We start from the raw sequence: 18,582 nt of genomic DNA, 5'->3' as shown, positions 1-18,582 counted from the left end.
TGCAACATCGTCAGCAATAGGAACATTACAGTACCAATTAATACATTAAATTATTGGTACTGTGAGGAGGCTATATGCTAATGCAGAGACATACTTACTACGGATTGATACACCACGGTATAAAAGCACTGTTGTTAGACAGAGTTGGGCACTTTACTGAGGATGAATACCATCAGTATTTGTCTATCATGACAGGCAAATCAACCTGCTTCACAATGTCTGAAGAAGAGCTTGAAATGACGGTCCACAATTTATTGCACGAGGGCTACTTAGAAGACGTGAAATCATTGGTCTCCCAGTACCAAAACGTAGCTTAGCCAAGGTAGAAAATTGCCGCGTAAACGTGGCAATTTTTGTCTCTAAACACCTTCAAGTGTTCACATTGCCCGAGATTCCGCTAGACTGTCCTCAACTCAACAACTCGGTTTTTCTGCAATATGAAGCAAATCATTGATTTTATTCCCCTCATAGTCTTCTTTGCCCTGTACAAGATGTACGATATATATGTTGCGACTGGGGCGCTTATTGTCGCAACCGCGATTCAAATTGTGTTGACGTTCGCTTTATACAAAAAAGTAGAAAAGATGCAGCTCATTACGTTTGCTATGGTCGCAATCTTCGGTGGCATGACTATCTTCCTACACGATGAAAACTTCATTAAGTGGAAAGTCACCATCGTTTATATGATCTTCGCCATTGGTCTAGCAGTTAGCCATGCGATGGGTAAATCGGCAATCAAAGGCATGTTGGGTAAAGAGATCTCCTTACCAGAAGCCGTTTGGACGAAGATCAACTGGGCATGGGTTGGCTTCTTCTCTCTCTGTGCGGGCTTAAACGTTTATGTTGCATTTAAGCTACCATTAGATGTGTGGGTAAACTTCAAAGTATTTGGCTTGTTGATTGCAACGTTTGCATACATGATCGCGACAGGTTTCTACATCTACAAACACATGCCCAAAGAGCAGAAAGAAGACTCATCCGATGTATCGGTTGATGATTAAAAACTCAGTTTTGCTATAATCCGCGCACATTTATTATTTACAGCGACCCTTGGGTCGCTGTTTTGTTGTTTGCTCCATTTTTTGCATATTAGAAATATTAGGATGTCATCATGAGTGAAGAAGGTCATTCACCTAAAGGGCAATTACTGCTTCGTACATTGGCTATGCCAGCTGACACAAATGCCAACGGCGATATCTTTGGCGGTTGGATCATGTCTCAATTGGATTTAGCTGGTGCAATCTTGGCCAAAGAAATATCTTCCGGCCGCGTTGTTACTGTTTCAGTTTCCAGCATTACCTTTAAAAAGCCGGTTAGCGTTGGAGACGTTGTATGTTGCTACGGCGTATGCAGTAAAATTGGTCGTACTTCAATGAGCGTTGATCTAGAGGTTTGGGTAAAACCAGTCAAAGTACACGGTGTTGAAGACCGCTTCATGGTTTGTGATGCCACATTCAACTACGTAGCCATCGATAGTGACGGTAAACCACGCCCGATTCAAAAGTAATCTATTGTACTTAAATGCTAGGAATTGCTTCACAATTTCGCATGTAAACTTGTTCGTGGTATAAAAAAGGCGTTAAATTAACACTTTACCCTCCCAATTAAGGAACTATGCTATGTGGTATGTCATCTTTTCTCAGGATATTGAGAATTCGTTGGAAAAACGTCTAAGTGTTCGCCCTCAACACCTTGAGCGCTTACAACAATTACAAGATGAAGGTCGCCTACTTACAGCAGGGCCAATGCCAGCGGTCGATTCCGATAATCCCGGTGAAGCAGGCTTTACTGGCTCAACCGTGATAGCAGAGTTTGCTAGTTTGGAAGATGCCCAAGCATGGGCAGACGCTGACCCTTACATTGCGGCGGGTGTTTACGAAAACGTGATCGTAAAACCGTTTAAGAAAGTATTTTAAGTTATGAAAAAATTACTGTGTCTCTTCCTTGTATTTGGTGCGTTAGCCGGTTGTACATCTAACGATGACCAACAACGTCAACTTGAATTGATGGCATCAAACCGCGCAGGCGTTCTATCTGCAGGCCTGCCTGTTGAGTATGGGCCACTGAAGATCTTGCGCGTTTCATCCAATAAAAATGTTGTTGAGATGATGATGATCTATAACGACGATGCACTAGGTGCTAAGCCGTTAAATCAAGTACTCAACACCAGTATCTACACATACTGCAATACACCTGCAGTACGTAAGCAAATCGATATGGGATTGATGTACCGAATTAAGATCCGCAACTCTCGTGGCCAATTAATAGCGGATGAGTTGGTATCTGAACAAACTTGTACTGCGACTCAAAAGCCACAGTAATTGCTGGATTGGTTTACCTAAAACCAATCAGGGATACAAAAGCGAGGACAACGGTCCTCGCTTTTTTGTTTCTCTAAGATACTTACATAACTGGTTTATGCTAACTCTGCGCGCAACTTTTTAGTCGCTGACACTAAATTAGCCAATGCCGCTTCGGTTTCTGTCCAGTTACGAGTTTTCAAGCCACAGTCTGGGTTCACCCACAAGCGCTGCGCTGGTATTTTCTCTGCCGCTTTTTTGATCAAGCCTTCAATCCAATCTTCTGTAGGGATGTTAGGTGAATGAATGTCGTACACACCAGGTCCAATTTCATTTGGATAATTGAAATCCTCAAACGCTTTGAGTAGTTCCATGTTAGAACGAGACGTCTCAATAGTAATGACATCCGCATCCATTGCCGCAACAGAGTCAATAATCTCATTGAACTCGCTATAGCACATATGGGTATGAATTTGAGTTTCTGGCTTCGCGCTAGCTGCCGAGATCTTAAATGCATCAACGGCCCAGTTGAGGTACTCATTATGATCGCGTTTTTTCAGAGGTAAGCCTTCACGAATCGCAGGCTCATCAATTTGAATAATATTGATACCAGCCTCTTGTAAATCTGATACTTCATCTCGCAACGCAAGGGCGAGCTGGTTTGCAATTTCTTTGCGAGTAATATCTTCACGAGGAAATGTCCAACACAAAATCGTCACGGGGCCAGTAAGCATACCTTTCATCTGCTTACTCGTAAGTGATTGCGCGTAGGTCGACCACTCTACCGTAATTGGCTTTTCGCGTTCTACGTCCGCGACCACAATCGCAGGTTTCACGCAGCGAGAGCCATAGCTTTGTACCCAGCCAAACTTAGTGGTTTGGAAGCCAGCTAAGTTTTCTGCAAAATACTCCACCATATCGTTGCGTTCAGCTTCACCGTGTACCAATACATCAAGGTCGAGCGCTTCTTGACGCTTTACCGCGTCGGCAATGTGACCTTTCAGCGCTTGATGGTACTCAGCCTCTGAAAGTTGACCGCTTCTGAACGCACTGCGCTGAACACGTATTTCACCGGTTTGTGGAAAAGAACCGATAGTCGTAGTAGGCAACAATGGCAAACCTAGCACCTCGGCTTGATGCGCCGCACGCTCGACATAAGGAGCACTGCGCTCCGTCAAAGAAGCCGAAATCCCTTTCAAACGATTTTGCACATGTGGCTTATTTACGTGAGTCGCGGTTTTACGAGCTTTTATTGGCTGGCTATATGTATCACAAGCGAGGATCGCATTGTGGTCACCATCGAGTGCGCGTCCAAGTAGCGCTACTTCAATCACTTTTTGTTTTGCAAACGCAAACCAACTTTTCACCTCATCACTTAGCGCTGGTTCCAATTCCAAATCCACAGGGCTATGCAGAAGTGAACAAGAAGTCGCGATCCAAAGCCTATCACCAAGTTTGTCTTTGATTGGTTGCAAGCGCTCTAACTGGGAGCTTAAATCTGAGCGCCAAACATTACGGCCGTTTATCACACCAGCAGAAAGTACCCAACCTTGTGGTAGTTTAGCGACAACTTCCTCTAGCTGCTCTGGAGCGGTTGACAAATCAATATGCAAGCCATCGACTTTCAGAGCTATCACCTTATCAATCGTGTCAGTAACAGAATCAAAATAGGTCGTGAGAAGCACCTTCACATCACTTCGGATCACTTGATAAGCCAAGTTAAACGCGTCAGCCCACTTATCTTCAAGTTCAAGTGAAAGAATTGGCTCATCAATTTGTACCCATTCCACACCTTGGCTTGCCAACTTAGACAAAATCGCTTGGTACGCTGTTAGTAATCTCGGGAGTAAGGTAAGGCGGTCAAAGTCTTCTTCTACTTCTTTGCCCAAGTACAGATAGCTAAGAGGACCAAGCAACACAGGCTTTACTTTATGCCCCGCTTTGATTGCGTCGTTCACTTCTTCAAACAACTGTGGCCAGCTGACTTCAAATGTATCGTCCTTACTGAACTCAGGTACAATGTAGTGATAGTTGGTATTGAACCACTTGGTCATGTCAGAGGCCGCTGCACCTGCACAGCCACACCCCGATTGAGACTGACCACGACCCACTTTGAATAAGGTATCCAGATCTGGGAAGCCAGTTGCATGACGCTTAGGAACATGCCCCAAAAGCAACGTCGTGGTTAATACGTGATCGTACCAAGCAAAATCTCCGGCAGTTGCGAAACTCAATCCCGCTTCTGATTGGGTGTTCCAGTTTTTCTCGCGTAGTCCCGCGCCGACTCGTTTAAGCTCAGCTTGATCGATTTCACCTCGCCAGTATTTCTCCTGTGCAAACTTCAGTTCGCGCTTTTCGCCAATGCGTGGGTAACCAAGAATATGCGTTGTCGTAGCCATGTCCGTATTCCTTATTCATTTTCTGATATTGAGGTCAGCACATCGGGAATGAAATTCACCAAGATGTCTGGATGGCTAAAACTATCTCTCTCATGCATGAATTGAACAACATCCAATTATTCAACTTGTTTATTAAAAAAATTCATAGTGAGCGATCTCACTCGCACTAGATTGGCATAAATGGACGTCTAGACGTTTACATATCCATTTTTTATCGGTAAGTTAATATGGCTCATGGAAGACACATAAGGATGAAAGGGATTCATGATAGAGTTGAAACACTTACGTACCCTCACTTCGTTAAGAGATACTGGGTCACTCACTGCGACCGCGACGGCATTGCACTTAACGCAATCCGCCCTTTCACACCAAATCAAAGACTTAGAATCTCGTATTGGTGGTCAGCTGTTTTTGAGAAAAACTCGCCCAGTAAAATTCACTTCTGAAGGAGAGATCCTACTGCGTCTTGCTGATGAAATATTGCCAAAGATCGCCAAATCCGAGAACGAGCTGGCCAGCCTAAAAGAGGACGTTAACGGCCGCTTGCACATGGCGATTGAGTGCCATTCTTGCTTCCAGTGGTTGATGCCTGCCCTTAAGGAATATCAGCTCACTTGGCCAAGTGTCACGCTTGATTTCTCCTCTGGTTTTGGTTTTGAGCCGCTTCCAGCCTTACTCGCTGGAGAACTTGATTTAGTAATCACATCCGACATACAGCCACGTTCTGAAGTGCACTATGAGCCACTGTTTGATTTCGAAATGCGTCTGATCACGTCCACCAGCCATTCGCTTGCCAATAAAGAGATCATTGAACCAGAAGATCTTGCCGATCAAACCATGCTCTCCTACCCGGTTCAGAAACAGAGGTTGGATGTGGTAAAACACTTTTTGCAACCAGCAGGTGTGGAACCAGCCAAATGGAAACAAGCAGATAACACGCTAATGCTGGTACAAATGGTGTCAGCAGGATTGGGCGTCGCGGCGTTGCCTAACTGGGCTATTTCGGAGTTTTCGCGTCAAGGGCTCATCACCAGTAAGCCATTTGGGGATGGGTTGTGGCGTCGCTTATTTGCAGCAACACGCAACTCAGAAAAGGATAAGCGTTACTTGCAAGCCTTCTTTGCCACCGCGCGCCAACAATGCAAAAGCCACCTTGACGGCATCAAGATGGCTTAAAATATGGGATATAGAAACGAAATTAACGTTCGTAGGATTTGAATTGATTGGTAAGTGGGTCGTATTGGTAACCAAGCATATCAAGCTTGCCCACCACCGATTCCACGTCCATCTCATACATAGAAACCAGTTCTTCAAAGCTGTCGCACTCTAAGCGCAACTTTTCATTCACGATACCCAGCAAGATAATGCTGTCCCAGTTACTCACATTGCTTAAGTCCATAGCGACACTCCTCTAAAACAAGGTATTCTGCCTCAATTCTGTTGAGCACATGCGTCTTGGCGCGCTCTAATCCAATAGAGGCTATATCTAAAGCGTAGACTTAATCTAATGATTTGAAAGTGAGCTCGGTCTAAATCCCGAGCTCATCAATAAGAATTCTGATAGGAGTGTTAAACAGATAGGCTTATGCGCTAAGCAGGAATAGACCTTGAAGGCTGGTCATTGAAGCAAGAGCAAGTAACAATGCCGCTGCAACTTGGACTTTGTTTGGTGTCTTATGGGTAAAGATATGCCAGCACCAAACCACGATCGCCATAATCAGCATCGCCAATGACGCCAAGATATGTTGAGTAACAGAGTTAAGCGTCACTTCATCTAATTGATAGGCAGAGAACAGGCTCATCACAACCAACAGCATACCTGATACCACGCCTGTCACTGGAAGAATGCGATGGAAAGCTTGTAGACGGCTACGCGCTATCACAAGTAGAAGCTGCGCAAATACTGCCCCTAAGAAGAAAACCATCAGAGCCATAGAAGCGGAAGCAGCCCAGTGCGGTTGTTCTATCACTTGAATGCTCACATAAGCAAACGCCAAACCGTTCGCTAGATGCAGCGCCCATAAAGGACCTTTTTCACGTGTCTTTTTGGTTTGAACTTGTGAGTAAAAATAGAAGATAGCGAATACAATCATGAATGCTTCAATACGAAGCGATGCTACTGCTAACCAAAGAATGCCAATTGATGGCAACATCTTGTGCAGACGACCACGTTGACCCGGACAGATATCGCCCTTAATCAAAAGCAAGGTCAACAGCGCTTGGGCGCCAAATAGCATAGGAGGAAAAGTTAACAGCAGTTGTTGAATCATGTTGAATGCAAACTCAAAAGTCATTTTGGGGTGGCGATAATAGCAAATCACTATGATCTCTACTACTACCGCCCTAATCTATTGATACGTTTACTGGCATTCAACTATTTGCTAGGTAGTACAAAATATCATCTTGTGTAATAACACCTCGGAAATAATGATTTTCGTCGCAAACAACCCAAGGAAAACTAATATTAGCTTGTAGCAGCTCAGGAATATATTTGAGCTTGGTGCTTGACTCTACCGTTTGAAACTTAGTACTCATCACTTGATTAATGGGTTTCTTCCAAACTCTAGCTTCTCTCTCTGTCTCTAAATCCGTCCCCATGGAAGGTGTCAAATGTAGACTGATGTGCTCTTTCAAAATAATGCCAACACAACGCTTTTCATCAACAACAACTAACGGGGAGCCCTCATTCAAATTCATAAACTCGACTGCAAGGGACAAAGGCTCGCCAGGATCGAGGTGGTGAACATTCGCATGACATATCGAGAGCAACGAAGCGTTGGGGTTCAATTTTGACTGCACCTCAACAAACAGATCCTCGTATGAAACAAGCTTGTCAAACATTACTGTGGGAAGCGCCTCTGAGAACACAAACCCCTGCATGAAGTCTACACCTATTCTTGATAGCGCTTTCAGCTCAGCCAATGTTTCAACCCCTTCCGCAATAACTTGCACTCCTAAACTGTGGGCAAGCTGAGTGATCATTTTGACAATATTGTATTTCGTACTTCCCTCTGTAAGGTTTTGCACAAACTTTCTGTCAATTTTAAGTACATCAAACTGACCATCTTCAAGGTAAGAAAAGGAAGAGTACCCCGTGCCAAAATCGTCAATAGCAACCCTGATGCCATGTTGACGCAGTTGTTCAAGAGCCATCGCGTGCTCAGCATCTTGCTCAAAGTACGCAGTTTCAGTTAGCTCTATGGTTACCGCGCGGGGGTCAACGCCACTCGACTGAATGATTTCAAATGAATTTTGCAATACTTGTAATGAGTCAAGACGAGTATTCAAAGACCGATTAATGGTTAAGCCAATATCTTCTCCATAAACACTCTGCAAATGTGGCAACTGCTTGATAGCAATTTGGCAAACCAAATCATCCAGCGCTGAAACCAACTCAAGATCTTCAATAACAGTGATCATCTCTTGAGTGCTGCACTGCTGATTTTTATGTTGGAACCGAGCGAGTGCCTCAAATTTTACAACTCGTCCTGTTTTAGTCTCTATAATTGGTTGAAAATAAACATCTATTTGTTTTGATGCTATTTGTTCTCTCAACTGGCTTTCTAGTTGAAGTCGTTTTACCAGTTCAGAGTGCAAATCACTGTTGTAAAAGTTGAAGTAACTTTCAATTCCAGATTTAGCAGAAACCATTGCTTGTGCAGCTTGAACTACCGCTTTAGTTGGACTGTCTGTATCATAACCAATGACCGAGACACCTGTACGACCTGCGACAACGGAATCGTGCATTTCAGAGCCTACTTCCGCCCTTAGTTCAGTGAAGAACCCTCGAATTGCAATTTGTATCAATCGTAATGGGCTAAGCCAACGGCATTTGGGTGTTTGTATACAAATAGAAAAAACATTTTTGGTAAGTTGGCTCGCTATACTGACATGTTTACTGCGCATTAAAAAATCAGAAAAACCTAACTGCTCTTCAACCATAAGTTGGGAGCTGAACTTAGGAGCAAGAGTCATGACAATCTTGATGTCTTTTTTCAAATCATTGCCACATAAGGCATTAAGTTGTTTTTCGAACTCTAACTTATTTGGTAGATAACTAATCCAATTAGAGTGACCATCTTTTCGGCTCTTTAATCTAAATAAAGACGCGGAAATGTCCGTCGAAAAACCCAAATATAGAATTTGCTGACTTGGAAGAGCAAGCTTATAGACACAAAGGTGATGAGCTTGGTCGCCTCCCGAAGCATTGAGGCTGAGTAAGTTGCCAGACCAACTTCCTTCCCGTTCGACTTCTTCCCAAATTTTCTCGTAGAAATCTCGACTATGTAGCTCAGAGCTAAATATCTGAGTTTTGAGTCCGACAATATCTAGGTTTTGATAACCCATTTGTCGTTCAAATGCCGAGTTGCATCCTAATATTTTGGTTTCTTCATCGGCAACCAGCACACCAACATTCGGCAGTTTAAAAATCGTTTCAAGAATTTTGGCCAGTTCTTCAGTTCCGTGTAGCTTTAACTGTGGGACCAGAGTTCCTTGGATGTAGGCATCATTAATCTTTTCAAAACAACAATCTATGTGAACTAAGACATCCTGTTTCGGAACGATACAGCATGAGAATCCGTCCTCTCCACCTAATGCCTTTACTCGGTTAAAACGATTCAGAGCATCTTCTCTTTGCTGTTTAGACATATAGTCAATTAACTGCTCAAAGCTAAATATCGGTTCTTCGATTGCACAGCAATCCTTTAGTGCTTGCCTATCACAATCAAATACAAGTGTTTCTAAATCAAGCGACCAATTAATCACTTTGCTTGCATTCCTTTGTGTGAGCTCTGCCTGCTGCAGCATATTAAGCATTTCAGTCATAACTTAGCCTCACTCCTTTAGCACCTCCTGTGCAACACCTTGAGTATAGAAAAGTTTTCCTATAAGCACACTAATGCTTATAGGTAAAGTTTGATCCCCCTCAAACCTTGTAACCTTAAGAATTAAATGGCCAAATTGCCTAAAAATTCTTCCTAAAAATCGTAGCTCTGAACAAATCGCCTTGAACTAGCTGAGATATGCGACTTCACTGTAGATACCTGATCATCAAATCGCTATAATTCGCGCTCCCTGGAACAGAGAGCAAAATATGACCAACGACATTACTCCTATTCATGAGTACAAAAAATACTGGGCTGAGTGTTTTGGTACGGCACCTTTCTTGCCGACCAGCCGCAAAGAAATGGACGCCCTAGGATGGGATAGTTGTGACATTATCATTGTCACGGGTGACGCATACGTGGACCACCCGAGCTTTGGTATGGCAATCATTGGTCGTCTTCTAGAAGCACAAGGCTTCCGTGTTGGTATCATTGCTCAACCAGAATGGAACAACAAAGATGCTTTCATGCAGCTTGGTAAGCCAAATCTGTTCTTCGGGATCACCGCGGGTAACATGGACTCGATGATCAACCGTTACACGGCGGATAAAAAGCTTCGTCACGATGATGCGTACACGCCAAACAACGAAGGCGGTAAACGTCCTGATCGTGCAACCTTGGTGTATTCACAGCGTTGTCGTGAAGCCTATAAAGGCACACCTATCGTTCTTGGTGGTATCGAAGCAAGTTTGCGACGTGTGGCTCACTACGATTACTGGTCTGATAAAGTTCGCCGCTCTGTTCTGTTCGATGCAAAAGCGGACATCCTTCTTTTTGGTAACGCAGAACGTGCCCTAGTGGAAGTCGCGCACCGTCTTGCCGATGGCGAAGACATTTCGACCATGACCAACATTCGCGGTACTGCGGTAAACCTTGCGGCAGAGCCAGAAGGCTACACCATTATCGATTCTTCTCGCATTGAGAAACCTCGTAAAGAAGCGTTCGTACCTAAGAACCCTTACGAAGTGGAAACTCAGTGCGATACCAAAAAAGATGAGCCCGTCGCACAGCCGATCACGATTCGTCCATCGCGTCACGATGCAGCAACGACCGCTGTCCGCCTGCCTCATTTTGAAAAACTCAACAACGACCGTATTCTTTATGCGCACGCGAGCCGTGTGATGCACTTGGAAACCAACCCATACTCTGGCCGCGCACTGATTCAGCGTCATGGTGACCGTGAGCTTTGGGTAAACCAAGCTCCGATCCCGCTAAGCACAGAAGAGATGGACTACGTGTTCGGCCTATCGTACGCACGTGTTCCCCACCCAATGTACGGCAAAGCAAAAATTCCTGCTTACGACATGATTAAGACCTCGGTTAACATCATGCGTGGCTGTTTTGGTGGCTGTTCTTTCTGTTCGATTACCGAGCACGAAGGCCGCATCATTCAAAACCGCTCACAAGACTCAATCATCAATGAGCTGGAAGAGATCCGCGACAAAGTACCTGGCTTTACCGGTACAATCTCTGACTTGGGTGGCCCTACAGCAAACATGTACCGTCTTGGCTGTAGCGATCCGAAAGCAGAAGCAAACTGTCGTCGCCCTTCTTGTGTGTTCCCAGGTATCTGTAACAAACTAAACACGGACCACAAACACACCATCGATCTTTACCGTGCCGCGCGTAAAGTGGAAGGCGTGAAGAAAGTCATGATCGCATCAGGCGTACGTTACGACCTAGCGATTGAATCACCAGAGTACGTGAAAGAGCTTGTAACTCACCACGTAGGCGGTTACCTGAAGATTGCTCCAGAGCATACCGAGAAAGGTCCACTGGACCTGATGATGAAACCGGGCATGGGCACTTACGACCGCTTTAAAGAGATGTTTGAGAAGTACAGCGCGGAAGCGGGTAAGAAGCAATACCTGATCCCTTACTTCATCTCAGCACACCCAGGTACCGAAGACGAAGACATGCTGAACTTGGCGCTGTGGTTGAAGAAAAACAACTTCGAGTGTGACCAAGTACAGAACTTCTACCCATCGCCGATGTGTAACGCAACGTCAATGTACTACTCAGAGACAAACCCTCTGAAACGCGTGAAGTACAAACAACGTGAAGATGTACCAGTAGCAAAAGGTGAACGTCAACGTCGTCTACATAAAGCGCTACTTCGCTACCACGATCCAGATAACTGGCCAATGATCCGTGAAGCGCTGATCAACATGGGCAAGAAGCACCTGATTGGTGATAAGCCGAACTGTCTGGTTCCAGCAGAAGACATTGATGCGCAAACACCAGCACAACGTCGTAAGTCTGGTCGTCACGGTGCAAACCGTTTCGCAACTAAACACACCAAGAACCAACCAGGCTTTGGTGGTCACTTGAACAAACGTTCTGAAGGTGGCTCGCGTGATGGCAAACCATCTGGCAACCGCAACGGTTCAGGTAAAACGCAAGGCGGTCAAAACGGCCAAGGTCGTGGAAACCAAAACCGCGGTAATGGTGGCGCAAATGGTCAACGTCCTAACTCGAGCTCTCGACCAGGCGGTAACAACCAAAACCGTTCAAACGGCGCAGGTTCACAAGGTCAAGGTCGTCCTCAAGGACAAGGCAAACCGGCTGGTCAACGCAAACCGAAACGCCGTTAATTCAATATGACTTGAATACTAAAAAGGGCTCCAGAGATAACTCTGGAGCCCTTTTGTTTTGTCTGAATGAACCTGGATAGCTAAATTATTTCGCTACGTTACCTGCAACGTTCAGTGCATCCCAAGTACGTGCGAATGGTGGTGCGTAGCAGAAGTCCATGTAGCCTAGTTGCTGTGTTGTCATCTTCGCGGTGATGGCAACAGCAAGTGCGTTGATTCTGCCTACTGCGCCTTTCTTACCAACGATTTCGCCACCAAGCAATACATTGGTTTCTGGGTGATAAACCAGCTTCACTTTAATGTCTTCTTGACCTGGGTAGTAGTCGGTTTGGTTCTTATCTGAAATGGTTGAAACCTTCACTTCCAAACCGTGTTCTTTGGCTAGAAGTTCTGATACGCCTGTGCATGCCAGTTCGTAGTCCAGCACTTTCAAGCAAGACGAGCCCAAGAAACCACTCATGTAAGTGTCTTTGCCTGCAAGTTTATCCGCCATCATGCGCGCTTGTTTGTTAGCAGTGGTTGCAAGTGGAACATACACTGATTTTCCTAGCGCCATGTGGTGAACCACTGCACAGTCGCCAGCTGCGTAGATGTGTGCATCTTCTGTTGCGCCAAACTCATCGACTAGTAGTGCGCCGTTCGCGGCTTTTGGTAACTCGAACGCTTCTGTGTTTGGTTTAAAGCCAAGTGACATGATCACAACGTCTGCTTCCACATTGCCGTTGTCGGTTTCTACGATGTAACCGCCTTGCTCTGCGTCGCGAATGGCTGATACGCTGCAACTGGTTTTTAGCTCAGCGCCAGATTCACGAATCGCGCCTTCTACCACTTCAATCATCTCAGGGCTGAACTGACGGCTCATCACGTGTTGTTCACGCTCAATAATGGTGACGTGTTTGCCTAGTAGGTGCGCAGCATCGAACACTTCAAGGCCGATAAAGCCGCCGCCGATAACGCAAACGCGTTGTTTGTTGCTGTCCTTAAGCGCTTCTTTTACCGCCAAGCCATCTTCCATGCTGGTTAGCGTGTATACGTGTTCTGGGTTGAACTCGCCAAACGATGGCACGATTGGACGCGCGCCCGTGGCAATCACCAACATATCGTAATCGATGGTGCTTTCTTCACCTTGGTGACGGACTTTAATCTGCTTTTCAGTGCGGTCTAGTGCCACCATTTCAGTTTCAATGCGCACGTCTAAACCCGATTTAATCGCTTGTTCTGGCGTACGAGAAATCATGCGTTCAGTGTCATCAAACATGCCACCAGCAAAGTAAGGTAAGCCACACGCACCGAACGAGATGTAATCGCGCTTATCTAGCACAATCACTTCATCTGATGGCTGATTACGTTTGTATTTCGCTGCGAAACTCATACCTGCAGCACTACCGCCTACGACAACAACTTTCATATTTATTACCTAAATAACCTGAACTCAGGAAAAACGGAGAGCACCCGCGTTGGGTGCTCTTTATTAAGTTTGGAAATTACACTGCTGCTTCTTTTGTTACTGTTGCAGCAACATCAGCGTTGTATTGCTCAGTGTTTAGTGAGCCATTCTTCTTCGCGGTTAGTACACCTGACAACATTGAGCCAGAGATGTTAAGCGCGGTACGAGCCATGTCGATAAGTGCTTCGATAGAAACCAGAATCGCCACAACCGTAATGTCTAGACCCATGATAGTCAGCACCGCTACCGCCGCGAACGTTGCACCGCCACCAACACCTGCGATACCGAATGAAGCAATTGCGATGACAGCAATCAGTTGTAGGATGAAGCCTAGGTCAACTGGCATACCCATTACTTGAGCCGCCATGATAGCGAGCATTGCTGGGTAGATACCTGCACAGCCGTTCTGACCGATACTGGTACCGAACGTTGCTGACATGTTTGCTGTTTCTTCGTCCACACCTAGACGTTGAGTTTGAGTTTCAACGTTTAGTGGGATTGCCGCCATGCTTGAGCGAGAACCGAAGCCAAATACGAGCACTGGCCAGATTTTCTTCATGAACTTCGCAGGAGACAGACCGAACATTGACACCATCACGAAGTGGATAGCGAACATTACACCGATTGCCACGTAGCTTGCTAGTAGGAAGCGCCCCATTTCTGCTAGTGCGAACAAATCGTTTGTCATCATGAACGTGGTCATCAGAGCGAATACACCGTAAGGCGTCAGCTTCAGAATCTCACGTACCATTGAAAGTACGACTTCTTTTGCAGAGTTGATGAAATCAACGAAGTTTTGCACTTTCTCTGGCTTACGGTTTTTCACTTGCAGGATACAGTAGCCAAGGAACATACCGAACAATACCGTTGATAGCGTCGACGTACGTTGAGAGCCCGTTAGCATGTCAAAGATGTTGGTTGGGATGATAGACAGCGCCATACCTGACAGACCGCTGCTCGCCATCGCATCTTGTGTTGCAATCAGAGAGTCACCACGTGCTTCGATAGCGCTGTTAGTGCCGATAGTACTGACTAGCGCGTTAGCATCGATACCGAATAGGTAAATACTTGCGATGCCCACTGCCGCTGAGATAGCACAAGTGAAAAGTAGAATACCGATGATTTTTGGTGCGATGCGCGATAGTGCACCACCGCCTTCTACGTTCATGATCGAAGAGATCATCGCCACAAATACTAGCGGGATTACGATCATTTGTAGAAGCTTGATGTAACCTTTACCGAACACAGAAATCAGTTCAGCAAAACCTGCCGTTGCAACGTTGCCTACACCGAATACAAGCTGAATCGCACCGCCGAATAACAGGCCAGCAGCAAGCGCACTCAGTACGCGGAAGTTAAAGCTTTTCTTTTGTTTTTTGAAGTTCGCAAGTAATGCGTAGAACCCAAAGAACAGGATGCTCAATCCAATAAATGAAACGCTCATGAGAATCTCCTATTGATACCCATTTATGTCCGAAAATCGGTTACTTTTTGTATGCAATGGCTTCAACTTCAACCAATGCGTCTTTTGGTAGTCTTGCTGCTTCAACACAAGAGCGAGCTGGTGCGTTTTCTGTACCAAATACTTCTGTGTACACTTCGTTAAATGCGGCGAAGTTTTCCATATCTGATAGGAAGCATGTTGTCTTCAATACTGTGTCTAGGCCCGCACCGCTTGCTTCTAGAACCGCTTTTAAGTTCTCTAGAGACTGACGAGCTTGCTCTTTGATGCCGCCTTCAACAAACTGCATGGTTTCTGGAACCAGTGGTAGTTGGCCTGATGTGTAAACCATTTCGCCATAAGCTGTACCTTGAGAGTAAGGGCCGATAGCTGCTGGTGCTTGTTCAGTGGCAATGATCTGTTTCACAATGTAACTCCTAAGTTATTAATTTTATTCTGATTTAAATTCACGGATAAACTTGTAAACCGCCTGACGGCTGATCCCAAGTTGCTCTGATACTTGTGTTGTCGTCTCTTTAAGCTCGAATACGCCGTTATCAAACAGGCAGCGAATGATGGCTTTGTTACGACCTTTTGCTGAAATCGTCTCGTCTTGATCCACTTCTTGCGTCGCTGCACTCAACGCTTGTTTGATGACATCATTCGCGTTGTTGCTGAACGTTTCGCTGACTAGGGTTTGCGATACATTGCATTGCGGCATCAGTGTTTTAACGATTTCAGGGAATGGGAAAGATAAGTTCATGTTGATGCACAGCATTCCTATCGGCTTTTGCTCTGGACCAGCCAAAATGCAAGTGGTCGATTTCAGTAGCGAGCCATCGGCTGCATTGGTGAAATAACTCTTCGGAGAGACCTCGCCCGTTTTCTCGAATGTGCTCCACATACGTAGACCCAAATCGGTGATTGGCGAGCCAATTTCGCGGCCGGTATGATGACCATTCACGATCTTCACGACTGAATTTTCTAAGCTTTCAAATGAATGAATAACCACTTCACAGTACGGTCCGATCAAATCGGCAATCGTGTCTGCCAAACGAAAGTAGTTGCTTAAACATTCTCTATCTTCATCGGTGAATCGTACTTGCTTTACACTCTTCATCTTGGTTTACATTTTTGAACTCAATGACTGTAAATTACTTCTTTCGGGTTAGTTGAGCAATACAGAGTAAACTTCTGTAAACCATCAATTTACGTCTAAAACACCAACAAAAATCGAAGAATTGATCGAAATCACGCGCAATAGTTGAACAAGATCACCAAAAACATATGAGTCAGGTTTAATTTCTTAAACCACATCAAAGTTTAAATATTTAAAATCAAAGATTGCAATTTTGAACACTTTAATGATCTAGAGCAAGTTCTAAAATACAGTAAACACTCCATACGGTAATGACTCCTAAGAAGCACCATTTGATTTATAAAATCCAGCCAATTAAAGCATTCATCAGATCATTAAATGTGCATAAACCATCACCAAGCATCATTGAATCAATCCCAATTCATACTTGTAGGACGTAGCAAATTTCAAAAAGACGCAAATTAAAGAAAAAAACGGAAGAGAATAGACAAAAAAACGAGTGCACTACGCACTCGGTTTATCGATAACTCAGTAAAAGAGAGAATAAGAAAGCTTGAACTGTGATGAGAATAAGTCGCTTGATTAATTCCAGACAGAACTGAGAATGTGCTGATACCTCACTCCTGGCGAAATACCCACTTTGAGCTCAAAAAATAGTTGCTCACCATGCCTGTCAGTATTCCCAAAACTAATGCAACGTACACCATGAAACCTTGAGTTCCTAAGAATAAAGTGACGCCTTTGAAAACAATGAAATTTGGTAGAGCACTGACACAAGCACTCATCATAAACTTTTGCCATTGGCGTAAAGGATTGGCTTTGCTGGACTGGGAAAATGTAAGCCAGCGATTACCAAGCCAGGTTGTGGTGGCCGCAAACAAAAAGGCAATACTACGGGCAATCATTAGCTCCAAGCCAATAAAATGGAATAGCAACGCAAAGATAAGGGTGTCGACCACAAAGCCAACACCACCGACAAAAGCAAACCGAGCAAATTTAGCCATTCGCTTCACTAGTAATACAGCTATATAGGGAGCGCTTAGAATTGGCAGTAAACTCGTTCATGCAACTTAATGATTTATTCTTGATGAGAACATCAACTTCATGATCTTTACCAACTAAATGGTAACGAGGTAATGATTCTAGAACGGCAAGATCTTCGAGTTGTTTCGCTTGGCCTTGGCTATAAAACTGTCCAGAGAATGGACGCTTGCCAACGTAGAAGACAGGAACGTCATCTTTTACCTGCTCTAAGATCACACGATCGCTGCGGCTATCCGCCTTACCAAGATTCAGAACTAGCATCGCGATCATCAGAAGAACCGGCAGAACAGTTGCAGTCCCAGAAAGCCACTTAAGGTCTTGCTTGTCGACTAGCATCGCGATGATTAACCCAAGCGCGGGAACTCCTGGAAGCACATATGCAGGTAAGATGTTGCCTGCCATCGTAAACAAAATCATTGGGGAAATTAGCCAACAAAGCAAAAAGGTAAATAAACCCTGATGATCGGTTTCGATCTCCTTCAGTGCTTTTCTACGCTTCAAAGCTAAAACGGGTAAAACGATAGACCATGGCGCAGCTGATTGTAGCCAGAATAACCAAATCATACCGCGAGGTTGGTCGTGGGCAGAGCCATATAAGTCCCCTTCCCAACCACTTACCACAAAGCGTTTAAAGTGTTCACCAACTATAAAGTAATCAATAAAGCCAGGGGTCGCCATCTCTGCCATGATGTACCATGGCAATGCAATTGCTAGCATCAGTGCCAATCCGGAAACAATTGGGAAACGCTGCCACAACGTTTTGAAAGCCCCCACAAAACCATGTTGGATGATAAGCCACGGGAATACAGCGATACCCATGATCACAATCGCCACTGGTCCCTTAGCTAGCAGACCGCACGCTAAACCAAAGAAGCCTAAATAGCCCCAAAGTCGGCTGTACTTATCTTTTCCAAGCCAGCAGTAATAGAAACCTATCATAGCTATTGTCATCGCAAGGGTAAGAGCCATGTCAGTCATGACCGCTCCCGCTGCGATAGAAAAAATGCCACAAGTCGCCAAGACGAGAGAAGCGATCAGAGCACTGAAACCTGCTCGATGCGCCATAAATGCAATAAGGCCGATTGTCACTACACCTGCTAACCAATGGGGCGCGCGCACAGCAAACTCATTCAAGCCAAACAGCTCAATACCGTATGCACTCATCCAAGTAAATAAAGGTGGCTTACCCCAGAAAGGCACACCGTAGTCAAATTGCGGGGTTAACCAATTCCCAGTTTCCACCATTAAGCGTGCCATTTCTCCATAACGGGCTTCCGTGGTGTCCATTAAAGGATAAGTAGCTAGTGAAATAAGACGGAGTAAAAGAGCAAACGCCAATAACAACCACAGGTGGGTTTTATTAATACTCATG

At 44.9% G+C, this 18,582-nt stretch carries 17 protein-coding genes; 7 read left to right on the top strand and 10 right to left on the bottom strand.

Annotated features, from left to right (window positions below; all coding sequences use genetic code 11):
* The first annotated feature begins 74 nt into the window (after positions 1 to 74).
* The 5 genes from J4N37_RS05890 to J4N37_RS05870 all read left to right on the top strand — a co-directional run bounded on the left by J4N37_RS05890 (position 75) and on the right by J4N37_RS05870 (position 2,321).
* Positions 75 to 317 (top strand): hypothetical protein, encoded by a 243-nt coding sequence (locus J4N37_RS05890; protein WP_010447482.1) that lies wholly within the window; start codon positions 75 to 77, stop codon positions 315 to 317.
* Positions 318 to 437: 120 nt separating this feature from the next.
* Positions 438 to 1,001, top strand: coding sequence for a septation protein A (locus J4N37_RS05885; protein WP_038885028.1), 564 nt, complete (start codon positions 438 to 440; stop codon positions 999 to 1,001).
* A 110-nt stretch (positions 1,002 to 1,111) separates the two neighbouring features.
* On the top strand, positions 1,112 to 1,507 hold the full coding sequence (yciA, locus tag J4N37_RS05880) for an acyl-CoA thioester hydrolase YciA (protein WP_010447478.1): 396 nt from the start codon (positions 1,112 to 1,114) through the stop codon (positions 1,505 to 1,507).
* Between the two features lie 112 nt (positions 1,508 to 1,619).
* A complete protein-coding gene (locus J4N37_RS05875; protein ID WP_010447476.1) occupies positions 1,620 to 1,916 on the top strand; it encodes a YciI family protein in 297 nt (98 codons plus the stop codon).
* 3 nt (positions 1,917 to 1,919) lie between these two features.
* A complete protein-coding gene (locus J4N37_RS05870; protein WP_038885032.1) occupies positions 1,920 to 2,321 on the top strand; it encodes a GspS/AspS pilotin family protein in 402 nt (133 codons plus the stop codon).
* 95 nt (positions 2,322 to 2,416) lie between these two features.
* Here J4N37_RS05870 and metE read toward each other — a convergent pair whose 3' ends face one another.
* Positions 2,417 to 4,699: a 5-methyltetrahydropteroyltriglutamate--homocysteine S-methyltransferase gene (metE, locus tag J4N37_RS05865; RefSeq protein WP_045387835.1), complete on the bottom strand. Its 2,283-nt coding sequence runs from the start codon at positions 4,697 to 4,699 to the stop codon at positions 2,417 to 2,419.
* 264 nt (positions 4,700 to 4,963) lie between these two features.
* Here metE and metR point away from each other — a divergent pair, with 264 nt between their 5' ends.
* On the top strand, positions 4,964 to 5,875 hold the full coding sequence (gene metR / locus J4N37_RS05860) for an HTH-type transcriptional regulator MetR (protein ID WP_045387838.1): 912 nt from the start codon (positions 4,964 to 4,966) through the stop codon (positions 5,873 to 5,875).
* 22 nt (positions 5,876 to 5,897) lie between these two features.
* Here the strand turns inward: metR and J4N37_RS05855 are convergent, their stop codons facing one another.
* The 3 genes from J4N37_RS05855 to J4N37_RS05845 form a co-directional block, all read right to left on the bottom strand.
* Positions 5,898 to 6,098: a DUF4250 domain-containing protein gene (locus J4N37_RS05855; RefSeq protein ID WP_005445023.1), complete on the bottom strand. Its 201-nt coding sequence runs from the start codon at positions 6,096 to 6,098 to the stop codon at positions 5,898 to 5,900.
* Between the two features lie 184 nt (positions 6,099 to 6,282).
* On the bottom strand, positions 6,283 to 6,993 hold the full coding sequence (locus J4N37_RS05850) for an HI_1241 family integral membrane domain (RefSeq protein WP_029560957.1): 711 nt from the start codon (positions 6,991 to 6,993) through the stop codon (positions 6,283 to 6,285).
* 76 nt (positions 6,994 to 7,069) lie between these two features.
* A complete protein-coding gene (locus J4N37_RS05845) occupies positions 7,070 to 9,526 on the bottom strand; it encodes an EAL domain-containing protein (RefSeq protein ID WP_045387841.1) in 2,457 nt (818 codons plus the stop codon).
* Positions 9,527 to 9,794: 268 nt separating this feature from the next.
* On the opposite strand from J4N37_RS05845, the gene J4N37_RS05840 reads away from it, so the two are divergent.
* Positions 9,795 to 12,179 (top strand): YgiQ family radical SAM protein, encoded by a 2,385-nt coding sequence (locus tag J4N37_RS05840; RefSeq protein ID WP_071236149.1) that lies wholly within the window; start codon positions 9,795 to 9,797, stop codon positions 12,177 to 12,179.
* Between the two features lie 85 nt (positions 12,180 to 12,264).
* Here J4N37_RS05840 and J4N37_RS05835 read toward each other — a convergent pair whose 3' ends face one another.
* The 6 genes from J4N37_RS05835 to J4N37_RS05810 form a co-directional block, all read right to left on the bottom strand.
* The gene (locus J4N37_RS05835; protein WP_252041897.1) at positions 12,265 to 13,587 is read right to left on the bottom strand and encodes a CoA-disulfide reductase; all 1,323 of its coding nucleotides are present in this window, start codon (positions 13,585 to 13,587) and stop codon (positions 12,265 to 12,267) included.
* Positions 13,588 to 13,663: 76 nt separating this feature from the next.
* Positions 13,664 to 15,070, bottom strand: a complete 1,407-nt coding sequence (locus J4N37_RS05830; protein WP_010447454.1) for a cation:dicarboxylate symporter family transporter — start codon at positions 15,068 to 15,070, stop codon at positions 13,664 to 13,666.
* Positions 15,071 to 15,110: 40 nt separating this feature from the next.
* Positions 15,111 to 15,494 (bottom strand): RidA family protein, encoded by a 384-nt coding sequence (locus J4N37_RS05825; protein WP_071236150.1) that lies wholly within the window; start codon positions 15,492 to 15,494, stop codon positions 15,111 to 15,113.
* Positions 15,495 to 15,518: 24 nt separating this feature from the next.
* Entirely contained in the window at positions 15,519 to 16,187 is a 669-nt protein-coding gene (locus J4N37_RS05820) for a helix-turn-helix transcriptional regulator (protein ID WP_010447450.1), read from the bottom strand.
* Positions 16,188 to 16,783: 596 nt separating this feature from the next.
* The gene (locus J4N37_RS05815; RefSeq protein ID WP_171358728.1) at positions 16,784 to 17,170 is read right to left on the bottom strand and encodes a GtrA family protein; all 387 of its coding nucleotides are present in this window, start codon (positions 17,168 to 17,170) and stop codon (positions 16,784 to 16,786) included.
* Positions 17,163 to 18,581 (bottom strand): ArnT family glycosyltransferase, encoded by a 1,419-nt coding sequence (locus tag J4N37_RS05810; protein ID WP_252041896.1) that lies wholly within the window; start codon positions 18,579 to 18,581, stop codon positions 17,163 to 17,165. Before J4N37_RS05810 ends, J4N37_RS05815 begins: the two co-directional genes overlap by 8 nt.
* Between the last annotated feature and the right edge of the window lies 1 nt (position 18,582).

Source organism: Vibrio sp. SCSIO 43153, assembly GCF_023716625.1.
GTDB lineage: Bacteria > Pseudomonadota > Gammaproteobacteria > Enterobacterales > Vibrionaceae > Vibrio > Vibrio rotiferianus.
The sequence above is the reverse complement of the archived record's forward strand: the minus strand, read 5'-3'. Positions and strand labels throughout refer to the sequence as shown.